A 21,612-nucleotide genomic window follows, 5' to 3' on the forward strand; every position below is an offset into this window, starting at 1 on the left:
TGTCGCCACACGCGCGCGTGACGCGCGCGCGTACGCGAGGAAAGCCGTTACGTCAAGTGAGGACGAACAGATGGCCGACGACGGTCGGGGCGCGGACGTCATCACGCTCCCCATGCTCAATCTGGCACCTCCCGGCAGCGCTGACGACGACGGGGTTCCGCCCCCGCCGACCCCCGGCGATCTGGCCCCGCCGCCCGACTTCTTCCTGCCGTTCTCGACCCCTGGAGACGGCGACGATTCGAGCACCGTCGACCCGGACGACGTGGCCCCGGAGATGGTCGCCAACGCCTCAAGCGGAACCGGAACACCGGCCCGCGCGACGGCCGCGATGGCGATGGTCACGATGGCGGCGATTGCCGTCGCGGCGCTGCGCGGCACATGGTCTATGGCGAACTACCTGAAGGCGCGGCGTGAGCATCACGACGCCGTCGCCGACAAGGCGCGCGAGGCGGCCGACAAGCAGAAGGTCGCCAACGCGGCGGCCGGTGCGAAGAAGGGCGTCCAGTCCGGGCCCGAGTTCGGACGCGGCGCGACCGGCAAGGGCGGCGGCGGTCGCTCGGGCGGGTCCGGCGCCAGCGGCGGCGGTTCAGGGCGGGGCACCTTCGGGCAGCAGCAGAAGCCCTCACCGAAGAGTGGCGGTCGGGGCAGCACGGCCAACGGCTCCACCGGGGCCGGCGGCCGCGGCTCGGGCTCGGGAACGGGGCCGAAGGGACCGAAGAACGGGACTGCCGGCAGCGGCTCACGCACTTCAGGGTCGGGGTCGGGGTCGCGCACCTCGGGGCCGGGCTCATCGGGCAAGGGCTCGAAGGGCGCGGCCGGAGGCGGCACCGGGTCGTCAGGCTCGGGCTCGGGTTCGAGTAAGGGCTCACCGAGCGGTGCGAAGAAGTCCCCGGGCACGCTCGGGAAGCTCGTGACCGGGCGGCAGCAGCGGAAGAACGACGACGCGAAGGCTCAGCGCCAGGCCGCGGCCGATCAGCGCAAGGCCGACCTGGCCGACCGCGCGGCGGCCCGGAAGGAAGCGGCAGCCGAGGCCGCCGACCGGCGCAAGCGCAGGGCGGAGAAGCGGAAGGCGAAGCGCGAGCGCGAGAAGGCCGACGGCACCGGCCCGAAGGACCAGAAGGAGACCAGCAAGGGCAAGCCCGACGAGAAGGTCGACCTGACCAAAAAGCCGAAAGCCGGAGACGGCACCGGGGCGAAGGGCGACACGGAGAAGGTCGACCTGACCAAGAAGCCCAAGCCCGGCAGCTCGAAGGGCGGGGCGAAGAAGAAGCCGAAGGCGCCCCGGAAGAAGAAGCCGCGCAGCTGGCGGCGGAAGCCGAAGGGAAGCACGGGACCGAAGACGCGTCGGCGGCGCAGGACGGACCGCAGCACGAGCGGCCCCGGGGCGATGCCCGGCGGTGACGGCGAGTGGCTGCGCCCTCCGCCCGGCTGGGACGTCACCTACAAGGTCGACCTCGAGGTCATCCGGCCCGAACCGCGGCGACGCCAGCCCGCCGGAATCACCACAGGGCGCAGGGAGCTGCCCGCCGGATCATCCGGCCAGGTCACGCCCACCCGCTCCGTACCGAAAGTGAGCCCCATCGTCATGGGTACAGCCATTGCAGTCGGCGAGGTCGGCGACACCCAGTTCGTCGACGCCGACCTGACCGTGTACGACCTGATCGAGTCCGACGAAGAGATGGGCGAGCAGATCCTTCAGGGCGTCGATCACATGAACCTGGTCGCCTCGAAGTGTGAGGGCCTGAAGTCCGGGCTCGAATCGCTGTACTCGATGTGCATCGAGAAGCAGGTGCCCGGCGTCCTCGTGGAGTGGTGCATCCGCCTCATGGAGCGGGCCGGGAGCGTGCAGGACAAGGCTGAGGCGCTGCGCGACTCCCTGCCGCGCGCGTCCGAGGCGATCCTGTCGGCACGCGACACCGCCGTCGAAGCCGACAAGCTGCGCGCCGACCGGGTCAAGGAAGCCGGGCACGTCGCCCCGGCTGAGCGCGAGTACCACGACCGAAGTGGGGCCTGATCATGAGCACCGAATCCGAAAGCAGCGGCGCGATCGAGCCGACGAACGTCCAGAGCAGCGCGGAGGTCGCCGCCTCCGGTGCGGGCGCGATCGAGCCGACGAAGGTCCAGAGCAGCGCGGAGGTCGCCGCCTCCGGTGCGTCCGACCTGCCGGCCCCCGCCGACGGCATGGACGCCCCGGCCGATCTGCCTGCCGAGCGCAGCGGCCGCATCGTCGACGTCATCGCCGACGTGATCACGTTCCTGCTCGTCATCGCACGCCTGGGGATCGCGGCGGTGGCGATGCGGCTGCTCTCGCAGGCCGTGAAGGGCGCCTACTCGTACGTCGAGGACTGCGCGAAGACCGTCGACGGGCTCGCCGACGTCGCCGCGTCGCTGGCAGTCGATGACTCGGTGACTTCCGCGCACCATGACGCGGCGGCCACGATGCGCGAGGCCCTCGAACTCGCCGACGCGCTGTCCGCTGAGGCGGCGGAGATGGCGACTGAGTTCGACAACGCGGCCCGCGACCACGAGAGCGACTACGGCGACGTGAACGAGGCGATGCAGGCCGGCCCGTACGACGTCGCCGAACGCGAGTGGTACAGCAACCGCTGACCCCATCCATCCCGAAGGCGCCGGTCCCAGCACGAGGGACCGGCGCCTTCCGCACACCTGAAAGGAGTGCCGGCGATGCCGCTGCGCACGTACATCCAGACCACCCGTCGCGCCGGTTCGGTCGCCATCAGCGGCGTCGGTCGGCTCGCGACCCTCGCGGGCGGCGGCGCCATGGCGGCGGGACTGTTCACCGACGCCGGCACCCTGCCCGCGATCCTCACCACGATCGCGGCCGGGCTGGGCGGGGCCTTCCTGTCGCCCCGCCTCCAGCTCGCCCACACGATGAAGAAGCCGATCGCCTTCACGATCTACCTGGCGCCGCACACTCTGCTCGTCTCCAATCTCGTCACCGAGCTGGTGTGGGACGCGACCGAGGGCCGCCTGGTCCAGGGCGGCGTTGCCGCGCTGTGGACGGCCGGAGTGTGGTGGCTGCGTCCCGGGCAGCTCGCCAAGCGGGTCGCGAAGTGGCCCGAGCCCGTCGTGGAGAGCGACGGCACCGAGGACGACCAGGACGCCACCGGCGCTGAGGTCGAGATCGCCGTCGAACTGCCCGATGACCCGGCGGGCCGGTGGTGGGCCCTGAACGCGGCGAAGAAGGACGGTGTCGCCGAAGGCACGCGCGTGATCGCCGTGCGCCCGATCGAGGACCGCCGCCGCGTCGCCGTGGCGCTCGCCGCGATCGAGAAGGGCGAGCCCGTGCCCGACATCAAGATCAAGCGCCTGTCGGCCCTGATGAACGTGCCCGAGGAACTGCTTGAGATGCAGGCAATCCCCGGGCACGGCGCCGGAGTCGCGATGCTGCTGATCGGCCCCAAGCCCGAGGCCGAGGTCGCCCCTGCGGCTGACGAGGACGTGTGGGCGGAGATCGGCCGTTCCGCGCTGCCCGGTGTGACCCTCACCGAGATCAACGAGTACGACATGTCGAAGGAGCTCAACCCGTGACGCCGGCCGCCCTCGCGAAGAAGCACGTGGACGAGAAGAAGGAGGTGATGCGCGAGTACATGCTGCGCACCAGGCCGGGCGGGGTGAAGGGCGCCGATCACAAGGCCCTGTGTGACCTCCTGGACGTGGACGACCCCTCACGCGTGATTTTCGAGCAGGGCAGCGGCCGCGAGGCCGTCGTCCGGGTCTTTCCCGTGAACCCGCTCGCGAAGATGCGGGCGATCACCCTCCCGGACCTCCAGATGGATGAGGACGGCTGCATCCATATCGGCTCGTACTACGACGGCGAGCCGCTGCGGATGCGGATCCACGACCCCGAGACCGGCAACGCGCAGCGCATCATCATCTTCGGCACGACCGGCGCCGGTAAGAGCCGTGCCCTTCAGGCGTTCCTCGCCGCGTGCAAGCGCAACGGGATCGTCGTGCACCTCGCTGACCTCAAGGGCGGCCAGTCCGTACCTGAGGCGAAGGGCAACGTCGCCACGCACGTGCGGACGATGGAAGAGGCGATGGGCCTGCTGCGGGCCGCCGTCGTCAAGGCCGAAGAGCGGTTCAACCGGTACGCCGACATGGGCCGCTCGGGCTTCCTGATCAACAACCCGGACCCGCTCGAGTACGTCGTCATCGACGAAGCCAACCGCCTTCTGGAAAAGGGCAGCCCGTTCCGGGCGGAAGCGGCCAAGCTGATCAAGGAGATCGGCCGGACCGGGCGCAGCGTCGGTATCGGCATCGTCCTCGCGGCGCAGGCCGGCCACCTTGATGAGCTCGGTGGCAGCGACACCCTGCGAGCCATGCTGAAGGAAGGCGAAGTCATCCTGCTCAGGTGGAGCTCGCAGATGATGGCGTCGCTCGTGGGCGACGGCCTGCTGCCGACCGGCGAGAACCTCCAGCCCATCCCGAAGATCCTCGGGCGTACCCGTCGTATCCAGCGATGGGGAACGCCCGTCGACCGCAGCAAGGAGAAGCCGAACAGCCAGGGCATGTGCTACCACCTGACGTCGGCCCGGCCGACGTCGATGGCGCGCTTCTTCCTGGTCGGCTCGCTCTCGCCGCACGAGGGGTTCGACCCGGTGATCCGGCAGCTCTACGGCTCCGCGCCGCCTCCGGGTGAGCCTCTGGAGCTGATCTTCCCGCCGCCCAAGGACGGCAAGGGAGGCCAGGCGGCAGAGGACGGCTACGACATGGAGTACGGCGAGGGCGACGAAGTCGAGTCCGAGTCGCTGCCGCCGATGCCCAGGACGCTCAAGGAGCGGATCCTCTCGGCACTGGAGTCCGGTCCCCTGTCCGAGGCAGACCTTCGCGCGGCCCTCGATGAGGACGGCGGGAAGGAAGCCAAGCTCGGCTCCCTGCGCACCACGATCAGCACCCTGCGAGGCGAGGACAAGATCACCCCGAGGGACGCGTCCGGCCTGATCAGCCTCGTCACGTGATCTACCGGCGCCCCGGGGCCGACCCCGGCGCGCCCTTGCTGTCCCACCCTCTGCGCCCTCCCCGCCGCCACGGCCGGGAGGGCGCCCCCACATCGCCGGCATCTACGCCGGCCTTCCCGAAGGAGTTCTCCACCGTGGCGCTGACCATCTCCCTGGTCGTCCTCGCCGGAATCGCCGTGCTGATCCTGCTCCGCACCGGCTACCTGCGCATCTGGCCCGCACTCGCCGCCGTCCTGTTCGGCTTCACCCTCGCCTCCACCGGCATCGCCCCCGCCGTCACCAGCTTCATCAGCAGCGTCGCCGGAATGCTCAGCAGCATCGGCTGAACCGCCCCGCCCCGCCCCCTGCGCCCTCCCCGCCATCACGGCCGGGAGGGCGCCCCCGCATCTGCCCGGATGGAGAACACCGTGGACGCCGATCGCATCACCCGCCCGATGACCGACGCCGAAGCCAAGGCCGAAGCACAGCGGATCATCGAAGAGAACTTCCGCCCCGAGGTGCCCGTCGTGCGGCACATCCCGACGTCGTTCCGCGACGACAGCCCGCTGCCCGCGTACGGCGACACCCCACCCGTCGATCAGGACGACAAGCGGATCGTCCCGGCCTGGGCGGCCGGGATCGCCGTCGCCTCCGTCGGCGTGGGCGCCGGTATCACCGGGGCCGGCTGCGGGGCCTGGCTGGTCCTCCAGGGCCTGGCCTCCGTCACGCTCTACGGCGTCCTCATGGTCACCCTGCCGTTCGCGGGCATCGCCATGGTCGCCACCGCCATCGGCGGCGCGATCACCAAGGCGCGCAGCACCGTCACCAAGAACGTGTACGAGGCCCCGGTCACCCAGAACACGCAGATCAACAACACCAGCAACCAGCGCGGGATGTTCTCCCGCACCCGCAACGACGTCCGCTGAACTCCGGACGCCCTGCCTCGCATCCGACACCCGCCGCACAGCCGGGCTTCGGGTGCGGGCCAGGCCATCCGGCCCTGCCAGCCAGTCGCAGCCGATCTCATGCCCGCTCACCGACACCTTTGGAGTCGCCCCGTGCAGTCCAACGACAACACCCGCGGCCAGAACCGCCAGGAGCTCACCTACCTCCCCGTGCCTTTCCCGAAGGTGCCGCCCAAGGAGTCGCGGTTCGCCACGCTGCGCGCCTGGTGGAACACCACGTGGAAAGAGGACGGCGTCCTGCACAACATGTGGGAAGACGTGCTCAACGCCCACGACACCGGACTCCGGCACATGGCCCCCTGGATCCGAGCCGTCCTGATGACGGCCGGAGTCTCCTTCGTCGTGCTGATGGCCCAGGCCGCCGGCGAAGTCGTCCTCGATGCGCTGCACCAGCTGCTCACCGCCGTGCCCAAGGTGCAGGTCGGCGTCGACACCTCCAGCGGCGTGTTCGCCGTCGTCGACCAGCCGGTGCGCACGTACATCGCGCAGCACGCCGCCGGCCTCCCGGTCGAAGGCTCCACCGTCTACACGCTGTGGCTGCTCACCGGCATCGTCGGCCTGGTCCTCGGCTACCTCTCCCGGAACAACGGAGTCCGAGCACTGTGGGCGGCACACGGCGCGGCAACGGCCTGGATGGTCTGGACGACCACCCCGGACGCCAGCCGCCCCGTCGCGGTCGGACTCACCGTCCTCGCCTGGACGTTCCTCTCCGCGCTCGCGATGCGCGGCCTGACCCTGCGCCGCCGCATCGTCGCCGGGCGCCCGGCCAAGGTCTCCGTCCGACCTGAGATCCACGTCTACGTGCCCGCCCCGGCCGCGACCGCCGACCAGCCCTCACACAGCACCTGCCCCTTCCGGGACTGACCTCCGGTCGCTCCGCCTGGTCCTCGCCCACCCCGCTCGGGTGGGCGAGGGCCGGACAGGCCGACCGGCCGCCTCACCCCGCGCCCCGCCGACACCAGCACGACGTCGGCGCGGCGCGGGGCGTGCTGTCCACCGACATCAGGAGGACCCGCTCGTGCTCATCCCCCGCCCACGCCGCCGGATTGGCCGGCCCCGCCCGCAGCGCCCCGGCCCCCGCTACCCGCACCGCCCCCACCAGCTCCCCGGCGCCTGGAGCCGGTGATGCCCCGCCCCCGGAAGAAGCCCCGCCGCGAGATCAAACGCGTGCCGCGCAGCACCGCGACGCTGGAGGAGTTCGACCGGCGCGCTTGTCCCGAGGGCCTGGTCACCCGGCGGCAGTTACGCGAGCTGGGACTGAGCCCCGCCGGGCACGGCCCGGTCGCGGTACTGCGCTGCAAGGGCTGCGCCTACCGCCCCGACCAGTCGTGCAACCACCCCACCCGGGGCTGGCTTTACGACGTAAAGATCGCCCGGCCGAGACGCGTGCCGACGCTGGCGCAGGAAGAGGCGCTGGACAGGGCGATGGCCGCGAGGTCCACCTGCCCGGAGTGCGGCCGCCGGTACTACTACTGCCTCCCGCTGCGCACCCAGGGCTGCTGCGACCCCTGCGCCCGCGGCTACGAGCCCAGCCCCGACACCTACATGGCGTCCACGGCCCCGGTGGTCCACCGGCTCGCCACCTGATCAACGAACCCCGTCAAGGAGAGTCACCGTGCCGCTGTTCACCCGTACTGCCCCCGCGCCCGAGACCTGGACGCCGGAGGGCACGGTCGTCTCCCAGCGCTACCGGGCGCTGGAGGGCGCGACCGTCCTCGTCTACACCGCCGTCACCGACCGGGGCACCCCGCGCTACGTCGCCGCGTGCCTGGGCTGCACCCACCGCGCGGACCGCAACAGCGCGGGCAACGTAATGACGGAGGCGGAGGCCGCCGACGACGCCAACGCGCACGCCGCCACCTGCCGGTCGGTGCCGCGCGGCGTGCCCGCCCGGCCTGACGACGGCGAGGCCGCCAAGCTGATCCGCACCCGGCTGTGGGCCCGCCGCTACGGCAACACCCCGCACCAGGTGCGCCTGTCCGACTTCAACGCTCTGCGCGTCGACCTCCAGCGCCCCACCGACTGGATCAAGGCCACGCTGAGCGACATGGCGCAGGCCGACCCCGGCTTCCTCACCGCGACCCCCGCCGACTCCGGGCAGGGCTTCCGCTTCACCGTCCAGCCCTTCTCCCGGCCCTGACGGTGCGCACCCGAACCGCCGCCCTGGCCGCCGTCGCGGTCACCGCGGCCGCCGCCGTCCTCGAGGCCGGCCGCTGGCGGCTGCACGCCGACCGGCACCGCATCGAGCTCAAGCCCAAGCCCGCCGCTCCTGCCCCGACTGCCGGGGCGCGGGCGGCCGGTGGACCGGCGGCCCGTTCCCGGAGATGGAGGCGTGCGGCTGCTGGTCCGAGCGGCGCGAGCTCCGCGTCCGGCTCCTGCCCATCCCGGCCTGGCCGGACGAACCACCGTTTTGACGCACCCGGGCAGACCGCGCCACGGCCTGCCCGGCCCCGACAAGGAGAACCACAGCCCATGAGCATCACGGTCCCCGTCTCCACCACCGACAAGAACCTGGACACCGCCTGCGCCTCGGTCACCGGCGAGATCGCCCGCACGGACAGCAAGGCGTCCTTACTGCTGGCCTTCAACGGCGCCGTCCTCGCCGGCCTCGCGTCCGTCGCCGACAAGGACCTCCCGGCCGCGACCAAGGTGATCGGCGCGCTCGCCGTCCTCGCCCTGGGCGTCGCCGCCGTGCTCCTGCTCCTGGTCGTCCGGCCCCGCCTTCGCGGTGACGACCGCGCTTCCTTCCCCTACTGGGCGACGCTCGACGACGACGGCATCCGCTCCTGCATGGAGGGCGACACCCGCGCCGCCCGCATCCGGGTGCTCTCCACCCTCGCGGTCCGCAAGTTCCTCCACCTGCGTCGTGCGGTCGACCTCAGCCTCACCGCCTTGGCGCTGCTCGCGCTGGCCGCCGCCACCCTCGCGCTGTGACGGCGGCCGCGGTGCCCACGACCCGCACGCGCATCGACCGCGTCCTGGCCTCGGTGGGAATCGCGAAGCTCGCCCTCCAGCAGATCGAGGACGACCTGGGCGCCGATGACGTCGACGCCCGCGAGCTCGCCGCGATTCTGCGCGAGCTCCAGGAGGACATCGACGTCCCCGGCGGCCTCTTCCCCGCCCTCGCGCAGCTGCTCACCGTCGCCGCGCGCCGGGCGGAGCAGATTGAGCCCGACCGCGACGGTGACGCCTCCTGCCCCCTGCACGAGGCCGCCGCCCTGCTCACCGACGACGCCGGGCAGCGCCTGAACTGGGCTGCCCGCTCCCTCCACCCGCAAGGAGATCTCGCATGATGACCGAGCTGAGCTGCTACCCGCCGATGCCCGAGCACAGCCTCGTGGTCCTCATCGGTCCGGCCGGCGCCGGGAAGTCCACGATCGCGCGCACCTGGCCCGCCTCGCAGATCCTGTCCCTGGACGCGCTGCGCGAGGTCGTCAGCGACGACGAGGGCGACCAGGACGCGACCGGCGACGCGGTCGCTGCCCTGCACCTGCTCCTGGAGGCGAGGATGCGCCGCCGGCTGTTCACGGTCGTCGACGCGACCAACGTCACCAGGTCCGCCCGGGAGCCGCTGCTCGCCGCCGCCAAGCGGCACGACATGCTTCCCATCGCGGTCATGGTCACCACGCCCGGCAGCGTCTGCATCGAGCGGCAGGGCCCGAGGCCGGCCAATCGCACGGTGCCGGAGGACGTGGTCGTCAAGCAGCACCAGGCCATGGTCGCTTCGCACCGGACCCTCAAGGCCGAAGGGTTCCCCGAGGTCGTCTTCTCCGACAGCCTTTACCGGCTCCTGCCGTTCCTGGAGCGCCTGAGCGGCACGCGGCAGGCCGACCTCGGGCTGGACGGCAGCGACGGCTTCGGTGACCTTCACCTCGTACGCCGGACCTTCGGTGAGGAGATCCTGCCGCTGTGGCGGTGGAAGCCCGGCTCGGATGTTGCCGGCGGTGACCGCGTCGCGGAGATCCGCCTCGGTCAGCAGTACCTCACCCTCGCCCTGCGCACCGACGTAGACGGCGAGGGCGACGTCGGGTTCGACGTGATGGTGCCGTGCCCGTACGACGACGCGTGCACCGGCCACGCCTGGGTGCCCGCCTACAGCGTCACCTGCCTCTTCCGCGCGCTCAACGGCGACCTGGACGACGACGAGGACATCGTCTGCACCGTCCACGGCCCGAGCAACGACGACGACCCCGACGGGCGCGCCGACCTCGAAGCGCAGGCCATGGAGGCGGTCAGCGGATGACGGCCAAGACCACCGCCCGCGGCTGGGACCAGGCCGTCGTCCGGTGCGGCCGGTGCGGCGCTGAGCTCACCGCCACCACCGAGGCCGACTACCTCAAGGCCGTCGGCGTTCACAACGACGCCCACGCCGTGTGGGACCGGCTCAACCCCATCGAGCGCGACGGGATCACCTCGATCCTGCGCATCATCCTGTCCGCGCCGGACCTCGCCGCAGAGCTCCTGGCCCTCGCAGACCGGCCTCCGACGGGAGGCGAGGACCGGTGAGCCGCGCCGCCGACGGCCCGCACCCGCACCCGCTCACCCCGGCCGACCTTCCCCGGGGTGACCGGTGTTGGAACGGCTGCCCGGACTGCTCCCTGCCCATCCAGGGCGGGGGCGCCGGCCTTGCCTCGCACCGCCGCACCGTCGACAACCCCCGCCGTGACTACGGCGACCGCCGTACCCCATCACCCTCCAGCTCGACTACTGACAAGGGAAACCTCATGCCGGTCACGCTCACCAAGGTCGACACCTTCGCCGCGCTCGACGAGTGCTTCACCGCCGACCTCGCCGCCCACACCGGCGGCCGGCCCCCGCAGTATCCGCTCACCCCGACGCGGTTCATCGACCTGGTCGAGGAGGTCCGCGACCTCCTCGCCGACTCCCGACTCCCCCACTACGAGGACGCCAGCGACGACCTGGACCACGCCGCCACCTGCCTCACCGACGCGCTGACCGAGCCCGACGCCGATCAGGCCGCGCTCCTGGCCCAGGCGCGCATCCACCTGCGCGGCGCCATCGCGTCGGCCGGCTGACCTCCTGAGCTGAGCGCACTCCGTGCCGCCCCGGCCCCCGCACCTCGCGGAGACCGGGGCGGTCGCGGTGGCCCCTCAACTCAGAGAGGAGATGGACGTCATGCCGCTGCCCTACTTCGAGGTGGACGTCCCGATACGCAGCACCGAGGCACCCGGCCAGCACGGTCTGCACGTCTTCACCGGCCGGGCCGACAGCCGCAGCACCGCCGTACGGATCGCCCACGAGGTCTACGACGCGGCACGCGCCGCGACGGAGGCCGGACGGGAGATCCCCCACGGGCGGCCGGACGGCTGGAGCGCCTGCGGATACCGGCCCGGCTGGGAGCTCGACTGGCCCGCCGCGACCGCCGGCCGCTGGACGAACCCCTACCGCTGGACCAAGCCCAGCACCTTCGAGTTGTAGCTCCGCCCCGGGACAGCCGCCCTGCTTGTCCGGCTGACGACTGCCCCGGGCCACCCATCCCGTACGAGACGAGAGGGAGATCCCAGTATGGACTCCGTCCTGCGCACGACGGGCCGGTTCGGCCCACGCACCCTCCTGATCACCGCCGCAGCCGTACCGCTGACCGGCTGGGCCGTCCACGCGACCGTGCTGCTCAAGCAGATCGCCGCCAAGGAGAAGGACCCGCTGACCGGGCTGCTGCGCCGCGACGCCTACACCGCCCGCGCCCGCCGCATCCTCGCCCGCCACGGCGACGACACGGCCGTGGTGATGGTCGACGCCGACAGGTTCAAACAGATCAACGACAGCCTCGGGCACGCGGCGGGCGACACCGTCCTCGCGGCGTTCGGGGCCCGTCTCACCGCCTGGGCCGGGCCGCGCGCCGCCGCCGGGAGGCTCGGGGGCGACGAGTTCGCCGTCGTCCTGGAGCTGACCTCCGACCGTCGGGCGCACCGCCTGGAGCAGCTGGTCCGGATGCTGCACACGCCGGTCACCCTGGACGACGGCCGCACTGTCGACGTCGCCGCCTCGGTGGGCGCCGCGGCCCCGGCCTCGGTCGGCTCCCGCGACCTGACCATCTTGCAAAGGGCCGCCGACTCCGCCCTGTACGACGGCAAGCACTCCGGCCGGGCAGTCCTCGCGACGGCGCAGCACCGCCCGGTGGCATCCATCAACGGACGCCGGGCCGGGCGTCCGGGCACGGCTGTGTGGGGGCGGGCCGCGTGAGCGCTGTGACGTTGCCCGAGGGTGACTGGATCCGCGGCATCAGCATCCGGCAGCCGTACGCGGCCTGCATCCTCGCCGGGGACAAGACGGTGGAGAACCGGCCCGCCCGGTGGCGGACCGGCTGGGTACTGCTGCACACGAGCCAGACCGTCGACCGGCCCGCCCTGCGCCTCCCGCTGATCGGCCGCACGATCCGCGACCGTCAGCTGGTCACCGGCGCGGTCGTCGGCGTCGCCCGGATCACCGACTGCCACCAGGACCTCGAGGGAGCGCCGCTCTGCTCCGAGTGGGCACACCCCGGAACCTGGCACCTCGTGCTCGACGACGTTCAGGAGCTCCCCCTGCCCGTCCCCGCGCGCGGACAGGTCGTGCCCTGGAAGCCGACGCCGGACCTGCTGGAGCGCGTCTTCCAGCAGCTGCCCGGCTTCCGGCCGTGACCAGCGCCCGAGCCAAGAAGAAGCCGCCGTTCGAGCCGGGCCTGGTCCCGGCTCCCGGCGCGCTACCCACGCCTGAACCCTTCCCCCTCGGAGGTCCCCATGAGCAGCACCGACCGCGACGTCGACCACGCTCTCGCCTACCCCGAGCCGCCGGCCTCTCCGGTCTGGCACCGCCACGGCGGCGTACAGGCCCGCCCGCTCACGCCTGCTGAGCAGAAGCGCAACTACGAGCTCCTGGACATCGCGCAGCGCACCCTCCGACCCCGCTCCCCTCGCCCCACCCAGACCCTGGCGGAGGCCAGCTGATGGACACCACGAACTGCGCCGTCGACGGCTGGGTCGACGCGATCCCCGCCCCCGGTCCGCACGGCACCGCGAGGTTCGACCTGACCGTCCGGCCCGCCGACGCGGACACCCTCCCGGAGGACGCTCCCGACACGGTCGTCTCCTGCACCAGCGCGGCCGCCGGGATCGTCCACGAGCTGCTCACCCGCATACAGCCCGGCGACCTGCTGCGCGTCACCGGCACGATGCTCCAGCCGACGACGCCCGGCGAGCCTGCCCGGCTCACCGTGGAAGTCCTGGAGGTCCTCGACACCGCGCTCATCCCGGTCCTGGGGGACATGGTCCTCGACCGGTACGGCGACTACTGCGTCATCTTCGACGCCGACCGCGACCAGGTCCCCGTCTTCACCGCGCTCGGGCAGTGGGTGGGCCTGGCAGACAACCCCGACGCCATCACCACCCTCATCGACCTCCACGAGCGCGTGAACGGCGGCGACGCCTGATGGCCACCACCAGCACGCAGGTCCGCACCGTCCTGGAGCGGTTCCCCGCCGGAGGCCCCCGCGGCTCCTGGCCGGCCGAAGAGTACGCCGCCGCCCAGCGCGCCCAGGGCACCCACGCTCAGGTCGTGATGGACCTGCCCACCGACCAGTTCCTCGTCATCACCGACACCACCACCCAGTAGCCCGTCCGACCAAGCCGGTGTGCCGCCCCGACCCTCCCGGCCGGGACGGCACACCGGCGCCCTCACCCGACTCCGAGCCTGGAGGCTCCATGCAGCCCGACGTGTTCATCGACTCCTTCGGCGCCCGCTGGCAGGACGCTCCCCCGCCCCGCTACCGCGCCGCCGTCCTCGGCATCAACCTGACCAACGCCCTGCTGAACCCGCCGGACGACCCGGCCCTCGCCGACGTCGTCGCCCAGCAGACCGGACGGGACGCGGGCGTACGCGACTACGTCCTGAACACCCCCGGCGCGGCCCGCATCATCACCGACGCCGTCCATGAACTGACCGCACTGCGCACCGCCGCGAACGACCGACCGGTCCAGCTCCTGGTGAACTGCTGGTACGGCCGCCACCGCGCACCCGCCATCGCCGACGCCATCGGGCGCCGGATGCAAGAAGCCGGCGCCCGCGTCCAGGTCACCCATCACCACATCAACCGGCCGCCGGTCCCCCGCAAGCACCCGCGCCCCGACTGCCCGTTCTGCCGGATCATCCACGACGGAGCCCCGGCCGCGATCGTCCACGAATGGAGCGACGCCCTCGCGATCGTGCCCCGCAGCGGCGGCTGCACCGACGGCCACCTCCTGGTCCTGCCCCGCGGCCACGTCGCCGACTTCACGACCGACCCCGTCGTCTCCGCCACCGTCCAGATGCGCGCCGCCGAACTTGCCGCGCAGATCGGCGGCCAGTGGAACTACCTCACCTCCTGCGGCCCGGACGCGACGCAGACCGTGTTCCACCTCCACGGCCACCTCGTACCCCGCACCGCCGACGACGGCCTCGCCCTCCCCTGGACCCACCCCGCCCGCGAACAGGAGCCCTCCCGATGAAGCGCCGCTTCTTCCGCCGCTGCGGACATGCCCCCGGCGCCCTCTTCCCCGAGGACCAGGCCGTCGTCGACCAGTTCCACGCGATGCTCACCGCCCTGCGCAACCCCGAGCCCTGGGCCCCCGGCAGCGCCCGGGACATCGCTTTGCGCGTCGGACCGTTCGTGGAACGCGCGCACACCCGGCCCGGCGACGACTACGGCCCCGACCTCATCGCCGTCGCCCTGGTCCACCCCAACACCCCGTACGCCGCGGCCTACCTCCACAGCCGCCAGCTCGGCTACACCGAGCGCGGCTGGCTGCGCTGCGAGACGAGCGCGATCCTCGGCTTCTGGCAGCCCGGATACGCGATGCTCACCCACGCCGCCGCGAACCTCCCCCTGCCCGATGACGTCGGCATGGAGCTCGCGCACTACGCCCTCTACATCGAGGCCCGCAAACGCGACGACAGCCTCGACGGCTACACCCTGCTGCGCCTCGGCTCGTACACCCAGACCCGGCACGCCCAGCAGGACTACGACCGGCTCACCGCCACGCTGGAGGGCAGGGAGACCACCGTGGTGCCCGGCTTCCGCGTCTCCGCGCGGTACGCGCCGTTCGACGTCAGCGACCACCAGCTGTTCACCGACCCGTACGAAGCCGACGCCGTGGCGCTACTGAACGCCGCCATCGCAGGGGTGAGCGCATGACCACCCCGGCCCTGTACGAGATCGAGACCAGCGAGGGCGACGACGGCACCATGCACCCCGGAGACCAGCAGACGATCGCGGAGTTCACCGCCATGCTCTCCGCCCTCAAGAAGGCGGCCCCCTGGACCGGCCAGGGCGACATCGCGGTACGGATCGGCGAGTACGGCCTGGAGCGCGGACGACCACTGCCTGAGCAGCAGCCCGACGCCGACCCCGTCGCCCTGGCCCTCATCCACCCCGATACCGGGACCGCCCTCACCGCCACCCTCCACTGCGCCCAGTCCCGAATCCACGGAGCCTGGACAACGCCGTACCGACTCCTCACCCACGCCCTCGCCGGACGCGACCTCCCGGCCGACATCGACCTGAGCACCTGAGCACACGAAGCGGCCCCCGCCGTCCGGACCAAGGTCCGGACGGCGGGGGCCGCTTTTTGCGTTCTGGGGGGTATCGCTACGGAGCATCGTCTCCCAGGCCGACCGGGACGGCGCGCAGCGTACGGGCAGTTCGGTCACATGCCCTCGCGAGAGCCTCGCGGGCGAAATCGGGGATCTCTCCGGCGGCAGCCGCGCTCCGCAGATGCGCAAGGGCCTGAGCCCACTCGAGCGAGTCCGACGGCAGGGTGTACGGCTCGCCACTCAACCGCACCCGCGGCACCCTCTTAACCTCCTGCCGCACGACGGTACGAGTCACCGTCTCGACGCGCTCCACCACCTCCCGCACCGGCTGGCCCGTACGCCCGCCCTCCTCCGTCGGCCGGTCAGCACGAGCCTGCGCCCGTCGGAGTTCGGACGCCCGCTTGCGGTGCGAGGGGCGGCAGTACAGGGGAGGCCTGCCTACCCCCGTGTACTCGATCGGAGCGTGGCACCAACCGCAAGTGCGCTGCACAAGGCGCTCGCGGACAGCGACCGTCTCGCTCACCACGACACCATCAGCCGCCCGCTCGACACCGTCGGGAGCAGGGTCCGATGCCACGTCTTTCGTCACGGACGAAACTCCCTCTCGTGCTCTGTTCGGGAATCAGAAGGGTGGATTTGATCTGGTCCCCGCGTCGCTCGGGACTTACTCGAACCGAAGCCTCACGCCGTGGCAGTGGGGACGCGTGTCGTCGCGCCCAGTTTGTCCAGGAGAAGCTCAGCTACTGCCTCGATGGTCTGGGCAGGGAGCTGCTCCACCAGAGCTTCCACGACGGCTTGGGGCGAGCTGGTCGGGATGAGGATCTGCTTCGCCTCGGCCGGATCAGGCCCCGGACTATTAACGGCGTTAACGGTTTGGGTGGGAGAGTCGGGGCTGTCGCGGGTCTCCTCCGAGGTATTAACGCCGTTAACTCTGCCCGCCTCGGGACTCAGGACCTGGCGCGGTGACCGCTGGCGAAGCGTGCTGGTAGCGGCAAGGCTCTCGTCAGCCGCGCTCTTCTGCTTTTCCTTGGGCATGCGTCCGATGCGGCGGGCAGGCTCAACCTTCAGCTCCCCCGTCTCCACCTTCTTCTGAAGCTCTGGTGTGAGCTGGAGAAGAGCGATCCGTTGTGAGACCCAGGCCGGCGTCTTGCCCAACCGCTTTGCGACCTTCCCCTGGGAGCCATGCACGCTCACGAGTTCCTGGATTGCCTTCGCCTGGTCCAGGGGAGGGACGTCTACACGGTGCACGTTCGCGATCAGCGCCGCTTCGAGCATGTCCACAGCGCTCGCGGCCAGGTCGTCATTGACGTCGATGCGCAGCTCCCGCAGACCCGCAACGGTAGCGGCGGCGAGACGTCGATTGCCGTCGATCACGACGTACTCGGCTTCGCCGATCTCCTCTTCCTGGTCGGGGTGGACAGCGAGGAAGGTTGCCTTCCGGACGACGGCGACGGGCTGGAGCTGACCGCGCTCCTTGAGGGATTCCGCAGTCTCGGCTACGTCGGTCAGCTCTTCGCGTGGGTTGAACGGGTTGTGCGCCAACTGCTTGAGCTCAACGGACGCAGGGGGGCGCTTGCCTTCACCCTTCATGATCTGATCCCGCGTCCGGACACGGCGCGTCGGCGACTTCACCCCCTGGGTGTCATCCTCACCGTCGCCGACGCTGAACCCGCGGGTGATTCGCTTGGTGGGGGGAGTCATACGGCGAGCTCCTTCGCAAGGTCGCGCATTACCTGCGCGTGTTCACTGTCGGGTGCGTACTCGAGGAGCGGGATCTCACCGTCGGCGGCTTCCCGCCCCTCCTTCAGGTCACCGATGATGGCCAGGACGGAGGGGCTGCTGCTCTTCTCCCACTCGTCCTTGTTCTCTGTCACGAGCTTGCCGCGCCGACTGTCGTACGCGTTGATGATCAGCCCGAGATAGTCGACGGTGATGCGCCCCTTATGGCAGAGGTCGTCTTTCTGGCGCTTCAGCAGACGTACAGCTCGGTGGGATGCCCGGTTCGCCCAGACGGGAGAGATCACGCCGGACCGATCCGCGAGCTCTCCCTCACGACGGCGTACGTAGTACAGGGCGGTGTCCATGTTGAGGCCGAGGCTCGGGGGCCCGTCGATGACAATGACGTCGTAGTCCTCTTCCAACGGCTCCAGCGCTCGTTCCAGAGCGGCTTCGCTGAACGACACCTTCGACAAGGCGACATCGCGCAGGAACGCGTCATCGGAAGCCGGCAGCAGGTGCAGGCGCTCGCCGAAGCGCTCCTGGTCCAGCGCCACCAGCAGGTCATGGATGTCGCCCTTGGCGGTGCCGTCCATGTGCATCATCAGCGTCTCGACGTCGTCCTCGTACATGAGGTCTTCGAAGCCCAGTTCGGCGGTGAGGTGCCCCTGCGGGTCGTAGTCGATCAGCAGAACCCGCTTGCCCGCCTCGGCGAGCGCCTGGGCGACACCGGACGCGATGAACGTCTTGCCCACCCCACCCTTCTGGTTGGCGACTATCACCCGCGTCACGGGCTGCGCCACCAAGGGGGAAGTGGGGGAGGGATGTGCCTCGAGCCACAGGGTCAGCGCCTGTGCCAGACCCTGTACGTACGTCACCCCCCGGTCCGCACACACCGCTTTGAAGCGGTCGGGTTCACCAGGAGTCAGGAAAGTCCCCCAAGTCTTGGCTCCCTTGGTGTCGACCTCTGGTGGGTCCTCAGCCGCGTACCAGGACTTGATGGCGTGCTCGGCCGCGTCCTGGATGTCCATACCGTGCTCGAAGGCCCGGATCTTGAAGTGCCTGCGCAACTGGGGTGAGAGCGAAGTGATTAGCTTCTCTCGCTGCTCTCCTTGGCTCAGAATGCTCATGGGGCCGAACATTACTAGGCGATGGTTGCGTAAAAGGGGTTCATGCCGCCCAAGCCGTCAGATGGTTACGTGTGCGTCGGCGATACCACCCGACCTGCTCCCGCCCGCTCCACCTCCCCGATCGCGGAGGCACTACGAGACCCCAGGCTCTGGTGGACTCCGAAGGCTGGACTGCGGCCCAGAAACGAGGGCGAACCAGGCCGCAGCCTGGTTCAACGATCAGCAGCCAGCGGCCTGGCTCACCCTGTTGCGTTCGAGAGCGGCCGTAGGGTCTGGGCTGTGGCGATCGAAATCACGGGTGACCTGGTGAAAGCGCGACGGCGGGCGTTTGAGGAGGAGGCGAAGGCGCGGTCGGTGCCGTACTCGGTGTCGGCTTGGGCGCCCTGGCTCCTGGCCGCTCAGGAGGTGGATGCGGCGATCACCGAGTACGCGAAGGAGACGGACCAGAACCGGCTGGAGGTGGCCATGGCCGTACGCCGGGCGGCTGCGGAGGCCATTGGCCGGCAGGGCGCCGACGGTGACGGTGGAAGTGGTGGATGAGATGGACGAGCCGGACCGGCCCCGGCCGTGGCGGCCTGAGGACGGCCGCCCGCCCGTACGGTGGCCGTGGCCGGACGATCAGCTCCCGGTCCTGCGCGTACGTATCGACGGCCGGTGGCTCCATTCCCAGGTGCTCGCCCGCCTGGCGTACCCGGCCGGGCCGCGTTCCGGGTGAATGTGGTCCCGCCGCGCGGGGGCGGCGGGCGCGAGCGGACGTGCTACTGGCCTCAGGCGGGAAAGCTGCGCCTGCCCTAGCCCAGGCCGACCTTTACAGCGGGCCCCCATGAACTGAAAATCGAATGTGCGTTCTAATAGGGTCATGGACTCCATCACCGTTCCCGAGGATCTGGCGCAGGCCCAGCGCACCTGGAGGGCTACGTACCAGGCGCTCGCCGCGACCTGCCGTCCAGCTGACAACACCCGGCTGCGTCGGCGGTTGCTCCGCTTGTCGACCCGGATCGTGCGGCTGCGCCAGCAGGCCGGCTCTTCCGGCCGGGCCGGGGTGAGGGCGGCGTGACGGGCGGCCCGACCGAGCGCCAGGAGCAGATCCTGCGCGTGGTCCGAACGTGGATCGCGGAGCGCGGGGAGGGGCCTACGATCCGTGAGATCGGCCTGGAGGTCGGCCTGTCGAGTACGAGCTCTGTGGCGTACCAGCTGCGCCGGATGGAGGAGCGCGGGCTGATCAGCCGTACCGGCCACAAATGGCGCACGGTCCACCTTGGCTGACCGGCAGCCGGTGATCCGAAAAGGACCCGGCGGGTGGGTGTCGCGCGGCATAGTGCGGGGGGTGAGCGCACCCTTGAGCCGCCTGGACCTGCCCGCCCGCCGACGCCGCCACGCGCGGTTGATCGCCGCGTTGACCTCGCTGATCGGCGCCTGCGCCGAAGCAGCTGGCGCGGTCTACAACCCCGTTGCCGCCGCCCCGCCCGGTCAGGAGGGTGTCGAGGTCACGCTTCTGCCCTGCCTCCAGGTCAGCGGCGCAGCCGCGCTCCTGCTGGACCGGGCCCGCGCCGAGGACGCCGCCCGGTGGCCGGCTGCCGCGTCGTGGGAGCGGGAGGAGTCCGGGCGGACCTACGCCGCGCGGTGCGCCGTGGCGCACGCCCAGGAGATCGCGGAGCCGAGCGGCCCGCTGGGCGAGCACGAGGTGCCGCTGCCGACGGTGGAGCAGTTCGCCGCGATGGGCCCGATGAGCGCGGGTGACGACGTCGCCGCGCGGTGGCGGGACGATCCGCAGGAGGCGGTCGCCCTGGTGCGCGAGCTGGTGGCGGGCGGCGAGCTGGCGGTGGAGGAGGTCCTCGACGAGGCGGTCGACTCCTCGACCTCGGTGTGCTCTTTGGTGATGTCCGGGTCTTCGTCGGCCGTCACCGACGTGGGCGGCGCCGGCTCGGCTGCCTGGGCGGCGGTCATGCCGCCGCCCAGGGCGCCGACGACGGTCGTGGCCAGAACTGCGGCGGCTGACAACGCCGCCCTGCGTGCACGCATGATTTCCTGAGGACCGGTTCCCGCCGCAACCACCTGCGGCGGACAGCTGAGCAACCGGATCACAGGGATCGAGTTACGGGGTGTCCCCCGTTCGCACAGGCGGGAACACCTGACGGAGTCCCTGCTCACCGGTCCGCTCCTCCCGGGGGACTATTTGTCGCCGCCGTTGTAGAGGAGGCGGTTGGGGGTTCCGGCGGGGACGCCGGTGAGGGCGTTCTTGGTGGCCAGGTCGATGACGGTCTGCTTGGCCTTGGCGGCGTCGTGGAGGGGTGCCTTGCCGAGGTACATCAGGTAGGCGGCGACGCCGGCGGCGTGGGCCGCGGCCTCGCCGGTCCCGGAGGTGGTGTTGAGCGACGTGTCGCTGGTCGCCGAGTCGGAGAGGATGTTCACGCCGGGGCCGTAGACGTCGATGCACTTGCCGTGGTTGGAGAAGTCGGCGGCCTCGTCCTTGACGGTGCTGGCCGCGACGTTGAGGGCGGAGTTGGGGAAGGCGCAGTCCTCGGTGCTGTCGTCGCCCGCCGCGGTGACCACGAGGTATCCGGCCTTCATCGTGGCGTCGATGGCCCGGCTCAGCTCCGCGCTTCGCTTGGCGCCGGGGCCGATGAGCACGACCGCACCGTACTTGTCCTCGGTCCTGCGGCTGGGGTCCCGGATCTGCTCCAGTGACTCGATGATGAGATCGGTGTGCTGGTCTCCGTTGCTGCCGGCGGTCATCACGCCGACCGGGCGCACCTTCTTCGCGACGCCGTACTTGGCGCCGGCGACCGTCCCCGCCATGTGCGTTCCGCGCCCGCTGCCGTCGCCTTCCAGTCCCCAGAACTGGCTCGTCCACTCCGAGGCGCGGCCCTCGAAGTCCTGGTGGGTGGTCCGGATGCCGGTGTCCAGGACGTACACGTTGAGGAACGAGCCGCCTTCGTCCTTGTGCAGGTACTTGTTGTAGGTGCGGAAGCTCAGGGTCTCGGTGTGGGAGATACGGGCCAGCCCCCACGGGGCACCCGACTGGGTGTCGGCTCCCGCCGTCTGCGCGCACACCCCCGCGGTCACCACCAGCACCGCGCCCGCCACGCTCGTCCTCTTCCAGCCCGCACGTGCCACGACTGCCGCCTTCCCTCACCCAGAGATGCCCGGGGACCCGGGTACGAGCTGAACAACGACAAGATCCACAAGCCGTCACCCGGTTCGCCGGGAAAAGGACATCTCGGTGAGAGCCAGGCCCGGTTCGGGCTGGCGGCGGCTCTGCGGCTCCCACCG

31 protein-coding genes are annotated in these 21,612 nt (G+C 71.1%); 28 read left to right on the forward strand and 3 right to left on the reverse strand.

Annotation, left to right across the window (positions count from 1 at the left end):
- Positions 1-70 precede the first annotated feature (70 nt).
- From ACIODU_RS31960 to ACIODU_RS32070, 23 genes are all read left to right on the forward strand, one after another.
- A complete protein-coding gene (locus tag ACIODU_RS31960; RefSeq protein WP_401772290.1) occupies positions 71-2,014 on the forward strand; it encodes a hypothetical protein in 1,944 nt (647 codons plus the stop codon).
- A 2-nt stretch (positions 2,015-2,016) separates the two neighbouring features.
- Positions 2,017-2,610 carry a hypothetical protein gene (locus ACIODU_RS31965; RefSeq protein WP_401772293.1) on the forward strand — a complete coding sequence of 198 codons (594 nt, stop codon included), beginning with the start codon at positions 2,017-2,019 and terminating at the stop codon, positions 2,608-2,610.
- Between the two features lie 75 nt (positions 2,611-2,685).
- On the forward strand, positions 2,686-3,552 hold the full coding sequence (locus tag ACIODU_RS31970) for a hypothetical protein (RefSeq protein WP_401772296.1): 867 nt from the start codon (positions 2,686-2,688) through the stop codon (positions 3,550-3,552).
- Positions 3,549-4,982: a DNA/RNA helicase domain-containing protein gene (locus tag ACIODU_RS31975; protein ID WP_401772299.1), complete on the forward strand. Its 1,434-nt coding sequence runs from the start codon at positions 3,549-3,551 to the stop codon at positions 4,980-4,982. The genes ACIODU_RS31970 and ACIODU_RS31975 overlap by 4 nt, the downstream gene beginning before the upstream one ends.
- A 134-nt stretch (positions 4,983-5,116) precedes the next feature.
- Positions 5,117-5,308, forward strand: a complete 192-nt coding sequence (locus tag ACIODU_RS31980) for a hypothetical protein (RefSeq protein ID WP_401772301.1) — start codon at positions 5,117-5,119, stop codon at positions 5,306-5,308.
- A gap of 69 nt (positions 5,309-5,377) precedes the next feature.
- Positions 5,378-5,887 (forward strand): hypothetical protein, encoded by a 510-nt coding sequence (locus ACIODU_RS31985; protein ID WP_401772304.1) that lies wholly within the window; start codon positions 5,378-5,380, stop codon positions 5,885-5,887.
- 132 nt (positions 5,888-6,019) lie between these two features.
- Entirely contained in the window at positions 6,020-6,790 is a 771-nt protein-coding gene (locus ACIODU_RS31990) for a hypothetical protein (protein WP_401772307.1), read from the forward strand.
- 261 nt (positions 6,791-7,051) lie between these two features.
- The gene (locus ACIODU_RS31995) at positions 7,052-7,513 is read left to right on the forward strand and encodes an RRQRL motif-containing zinc-binding protein (protein WP_401772310.1); all 462 of its coding nucleotides are present in this window, start codon (positions 7,052-7,054) and stop codon (positions 7,511-7,513) included.
- A gap of 28 nt (positions 7,514-7,541) precedes the next feature.
- Entirely contained in the window at positions 7,542-8,066 is a 525-nt protein-coding gene (locus ACIODU_RS32000; protein ID WP_401772312.1) for a hypothetical protein, read from the forward strand.
- Between the two features lie 332 nt (positions 8,067-8,398).
- Positions 8,399-8,860 (forward strand): Pycsar system effector family protein, encoded by a 462-nt coding sequence (locus ACIODU_RS32005; RefSeq protein WP_401772315.1) that lies wholly within the window; start codon positions 8,399-8,401, stop codon positions 8,858-8,860.
- Positions 8,857-9,219, forward strand: a complete 363-nt coding sequence (locus ACIODU_RS32010) for a hypothetical protein (RefSeq protein ID WP_401772318.1) — start codon at positions 8,857-8,859, stop codon at positions 9,217-9,219. The genes ACIODU_RS32005 and ACIODU_RS32010 overlap by 4 nt, the downstream gene beginning before the upstream one ends.
- Entirely contained in the window at positions 9,219-10,169 is a 951-nt protein-coding gene (locus ACIODU_RS32015; RefSeq protein WP_401772433.1) for an AAA family ATPase, read from the forward strand. Before ACIODU_RS32010 ends, ACIODU_RS32015 begins: the two co-directional genes overlap by 1 nt.
- Positions 10,166-10,432, forward strand: a complete 267-nt coding sequence (locus ACIODU_RS32020; RefSeq protein WP_401772320.1) for a hypothetical protein — start codon at positions 10,166-10,168, stop codon at positions 10,430-10,432. The genes ACIODU_RS32015 and ACIODU_RS32020 overlap by 4 nt, the downstream gene beginning before the upstream one ends.
- Positions 10,429-10,962, forward strand: coding sequence for a hypothetical protein (locus ACIODU_RS32025; protein ID WP_401772323.1), 534 nt, complete (start codon positions 10,429-10,431; stop codon positions 10,960-10,962). Before ACIODU_RS32020 ends, ACIODU_RS32025 begins: the two co-directional genes overlap by 4 nt.
- Positions 10,963-11,062: 100 nt before the next feature.
- Positions 11,063-11,365: a hypothetical protein gene (locus ACIODU_RS32030; RefSeq protein ID WP_401772326.1), complete on the forward strand. Its 303-nt coding sequence runs from the start codon at positions 11,063-11,065 to the stop codon at positions 11,363-11,365.
- Positions 11,366-11,452: 87 nt separating this feature from the next.
- Positions 11,453-12,130 (forward strand): GGDEF domain-containing protein, encoded by a 678-nt coding sequence (locus ACIODU_RS32035; protein WP_401772329.1) that lies wholly within the window; start codon positions 11,453-11,455, stop codon positions 12,128-12,130.
- Positions 12,127-12,567, forward strand: coding sequence for a hypothetical protein (locus ACIODU_RS32040; protein ID WP_401772332.1), 441 nt, complete (start codon positions 12,127-12,129; stop codon positions 12,565-12,567). Before ACIODU_RS32035 ends, ACIODU_RS32040 begins: the two co-directional genes overlap by 4 nt.
- Before the next feature lie 99 nt (positions 12,568-12,666).
- Complete coding sequence (locus ACIODU_RS32045; protein ID WP_401772335.1) at positions 12,667-12,873, forward strand: hypothetical protein; 207 nt, start codon at positions 12,667-12,669, stop codon at positions 12,871-12,873.
- Entirely contained in the window at positions 12,873-13,355 is a 483-nt protein-coding gene (locus ACIODU_RS32050; protein ID WP_401772338.1) for a hypothetical protein, read from the forward strand. Before ACIODU_RS32045 ends, ACIODU_RS32050 begins: the two co-directional genes overlap by 1 nt.
- Positions 13,355-13,537 (forward strand): hypothetical protein, encoded by a 183-nt coding sequence (locus ACIODU_RS32055; RefSeq protein WP_401772341.1) that lies wholly within the window; start codon positions 13,355-13,357, stop codon positions 13,535-13,537. Before ACIODU_RS32050 ends, ACIODU_RS32055 begins: the two co-directional genes overlap by 1 nt.
- 89 nt (positions 13,538-13,626) lie before the next feature.
- Complete coding sequence (locus ACIODU_RS32060; RefSeq protein ID WP_401772343.1) at positions 13,627-14,409, forward strand: HIT domain-containing protein; 783 nt, start codon at positions 13,627-13,629, stop codon at positions 14,407-14,409.
- Positions 14,406-15,095 carry a hypothetical protein gene (locus ACIODU_RS32065; RefSeq protein ID WP_401772346.1) on the forward strand — a complete coding sequence of 230 codons (690 nt, stop codon included), beginning with the start codon at positions 14,406-14,408 and terminating at the stop codon, positions 15,093-15,095. Before ACIODU_RS32060 ends, ACIODU_RS32065 begins: the two co-directional genes overlap by 4 nt.
- Positions 15,092-15,472, forward strand: coding sequence for a hypothetical protein (locus tag ACIODU_RS32070; protein ID WP_401772349.1), 381 nt, complete (start codon positions 15,092-15,094; stop codon positions 15,470-15,472). Before ACIODU_RS32065 ends, ACIODU_RS32070 begins: the two co-directional genes overlap by 4 nt.
- A 702-nt stretch (positions 15,473-16,174) precedes the next feature.
- On the opposite strand, the gene ACIODU_RS32075 is transcribed toward ACIODU_RS32070, so the two are convergent.
- Together ACIODU_RS32075 and ACIODU_RS32080 are read right to left on the reverse strand one after the other, a co-directional pair.
- Positions 16,175-17,194: a ParB/RepB/Spo0J family partition protein gene (locus tag ACIODU_RS32075; protein WP_401772352.1), complete on the reverse strand. Its 1,020-nt coding sequence runs from the start codon at positions 17,192-17,194 to the stop codon at positions 16,175-16,177.
- The gene (locus tag ACIODU_RS32080) at positions 17,191-18,339 is read right to left on the reverse strand and encodes a ParA family protein (RefSeq protein ID WP_401772355.1); all 1,149 of its coding nucleotides are present in this window, start codon (positions 18,337-18,339) and stop codon (positions 17,191-17,193) included. The genes ACIODU_RS32075 and ACIODU_RS32080 overlap by 4 nt, the downstream gene beginning before the upstream one ends.
- Before the next feature lie 279 nt (positions 18,340-18,618).
- On the opposite strand from ACIODU_RS32080, the gene ACIODU_RS32085 reads away from it, so the two are divergent.
- The 5 genes from ACIODU_RS32085 to ACIODU_RS32105 all read left to right on the forward strand — a co-directional run bounded on the left by ACIODU_RS32085 (position 18,619) and on the right by ACIODU_RS32105 (position 20,371).
- On the forward strand, positions 18,619-18,879 hold the full coding sequence (locus tag ACIODU_RS32085) for a hypothetical protein (protein WP_401772358.1): 261 nt from the start codon (positions 18,619-18,621) through the stop codon (positions 18,877-18,879).
- Entirely contained in the window at positions 18,872-19,054 is a 183-nt protein-coding gene (locus ACIODU_RS32090; protein WP_401772360.1) for a hypothetical protein, read from the forward strand. The genes ACIODU_RS32085 and ACIODU_RS32090 overlap by 8 nt, the downstream gene beginning before the upstream one ends.
- 144 nt (positions 19,055-19,198) lie before the next feature.
- The gene (locus ACIODU_RS32095; protein WP_401772363.1) at positions 19,199-19,396 is read left to right on the forward strand and encodes a hypothetical protein; all 198 of its coding nucleotides are present in this window, start codon (positions 19,199-19,201) and stop codon (positions 19,394-19,396) included.
- Positions 19,393-19,605, forward strand: a complete 213-nt coding sequence (locus tag ACIODU_RS32100; protein WP_401772366.1) for a winged helix DNA-binding protein — start codon at positions 19,393-19,395, stop codon at positions 19,603-19,605. Before ACIODU_RS32095 ends, ACIODU_RS32100 begins: the two co-directional genes overlap by 4 nt.
- Positions 19,606-19,666: 61 nt before the next feature.
- Positions 19,667-20,371 (forward strand): hypothetical protein, encoded by a 705-nt coding sequence (locus tag ACIODU_RS32105; protein ID WP_401772369.1) that lies wholly within the window; start codon positions 19,667-19,669, stop codon positions 20,369-20,371.
- A gap of 140 nt (positions 20,372-20,511) precedes the next feature.
- Here the strand turns inward: ACIODU_RS32105 and ACIODU_RS32110 are convergent, their stop codons facing one another.
- Positions 20,512-21,456, reverse strand: a complete 945-nt coding sequence (locus ACIODU_RS32110) for a S8 family serine peptidase (RefSeq protein WP_401772372.1) — start codon at positions 21,454-21,456, stop codon at positions 20,512-20,514.
- Between the last annotated feature and the right edge of the window lie 156 nt (positions 21,457-21,612).

It is taken from the genome of Streptomyces sp. NPDC088261 (genome assembly GCF_044740805.1).
GTDB lineage: Bacteria > Actinomycetota > Actinomycetes > Streptomycetales > Streptomycetaceae > Streptomyces.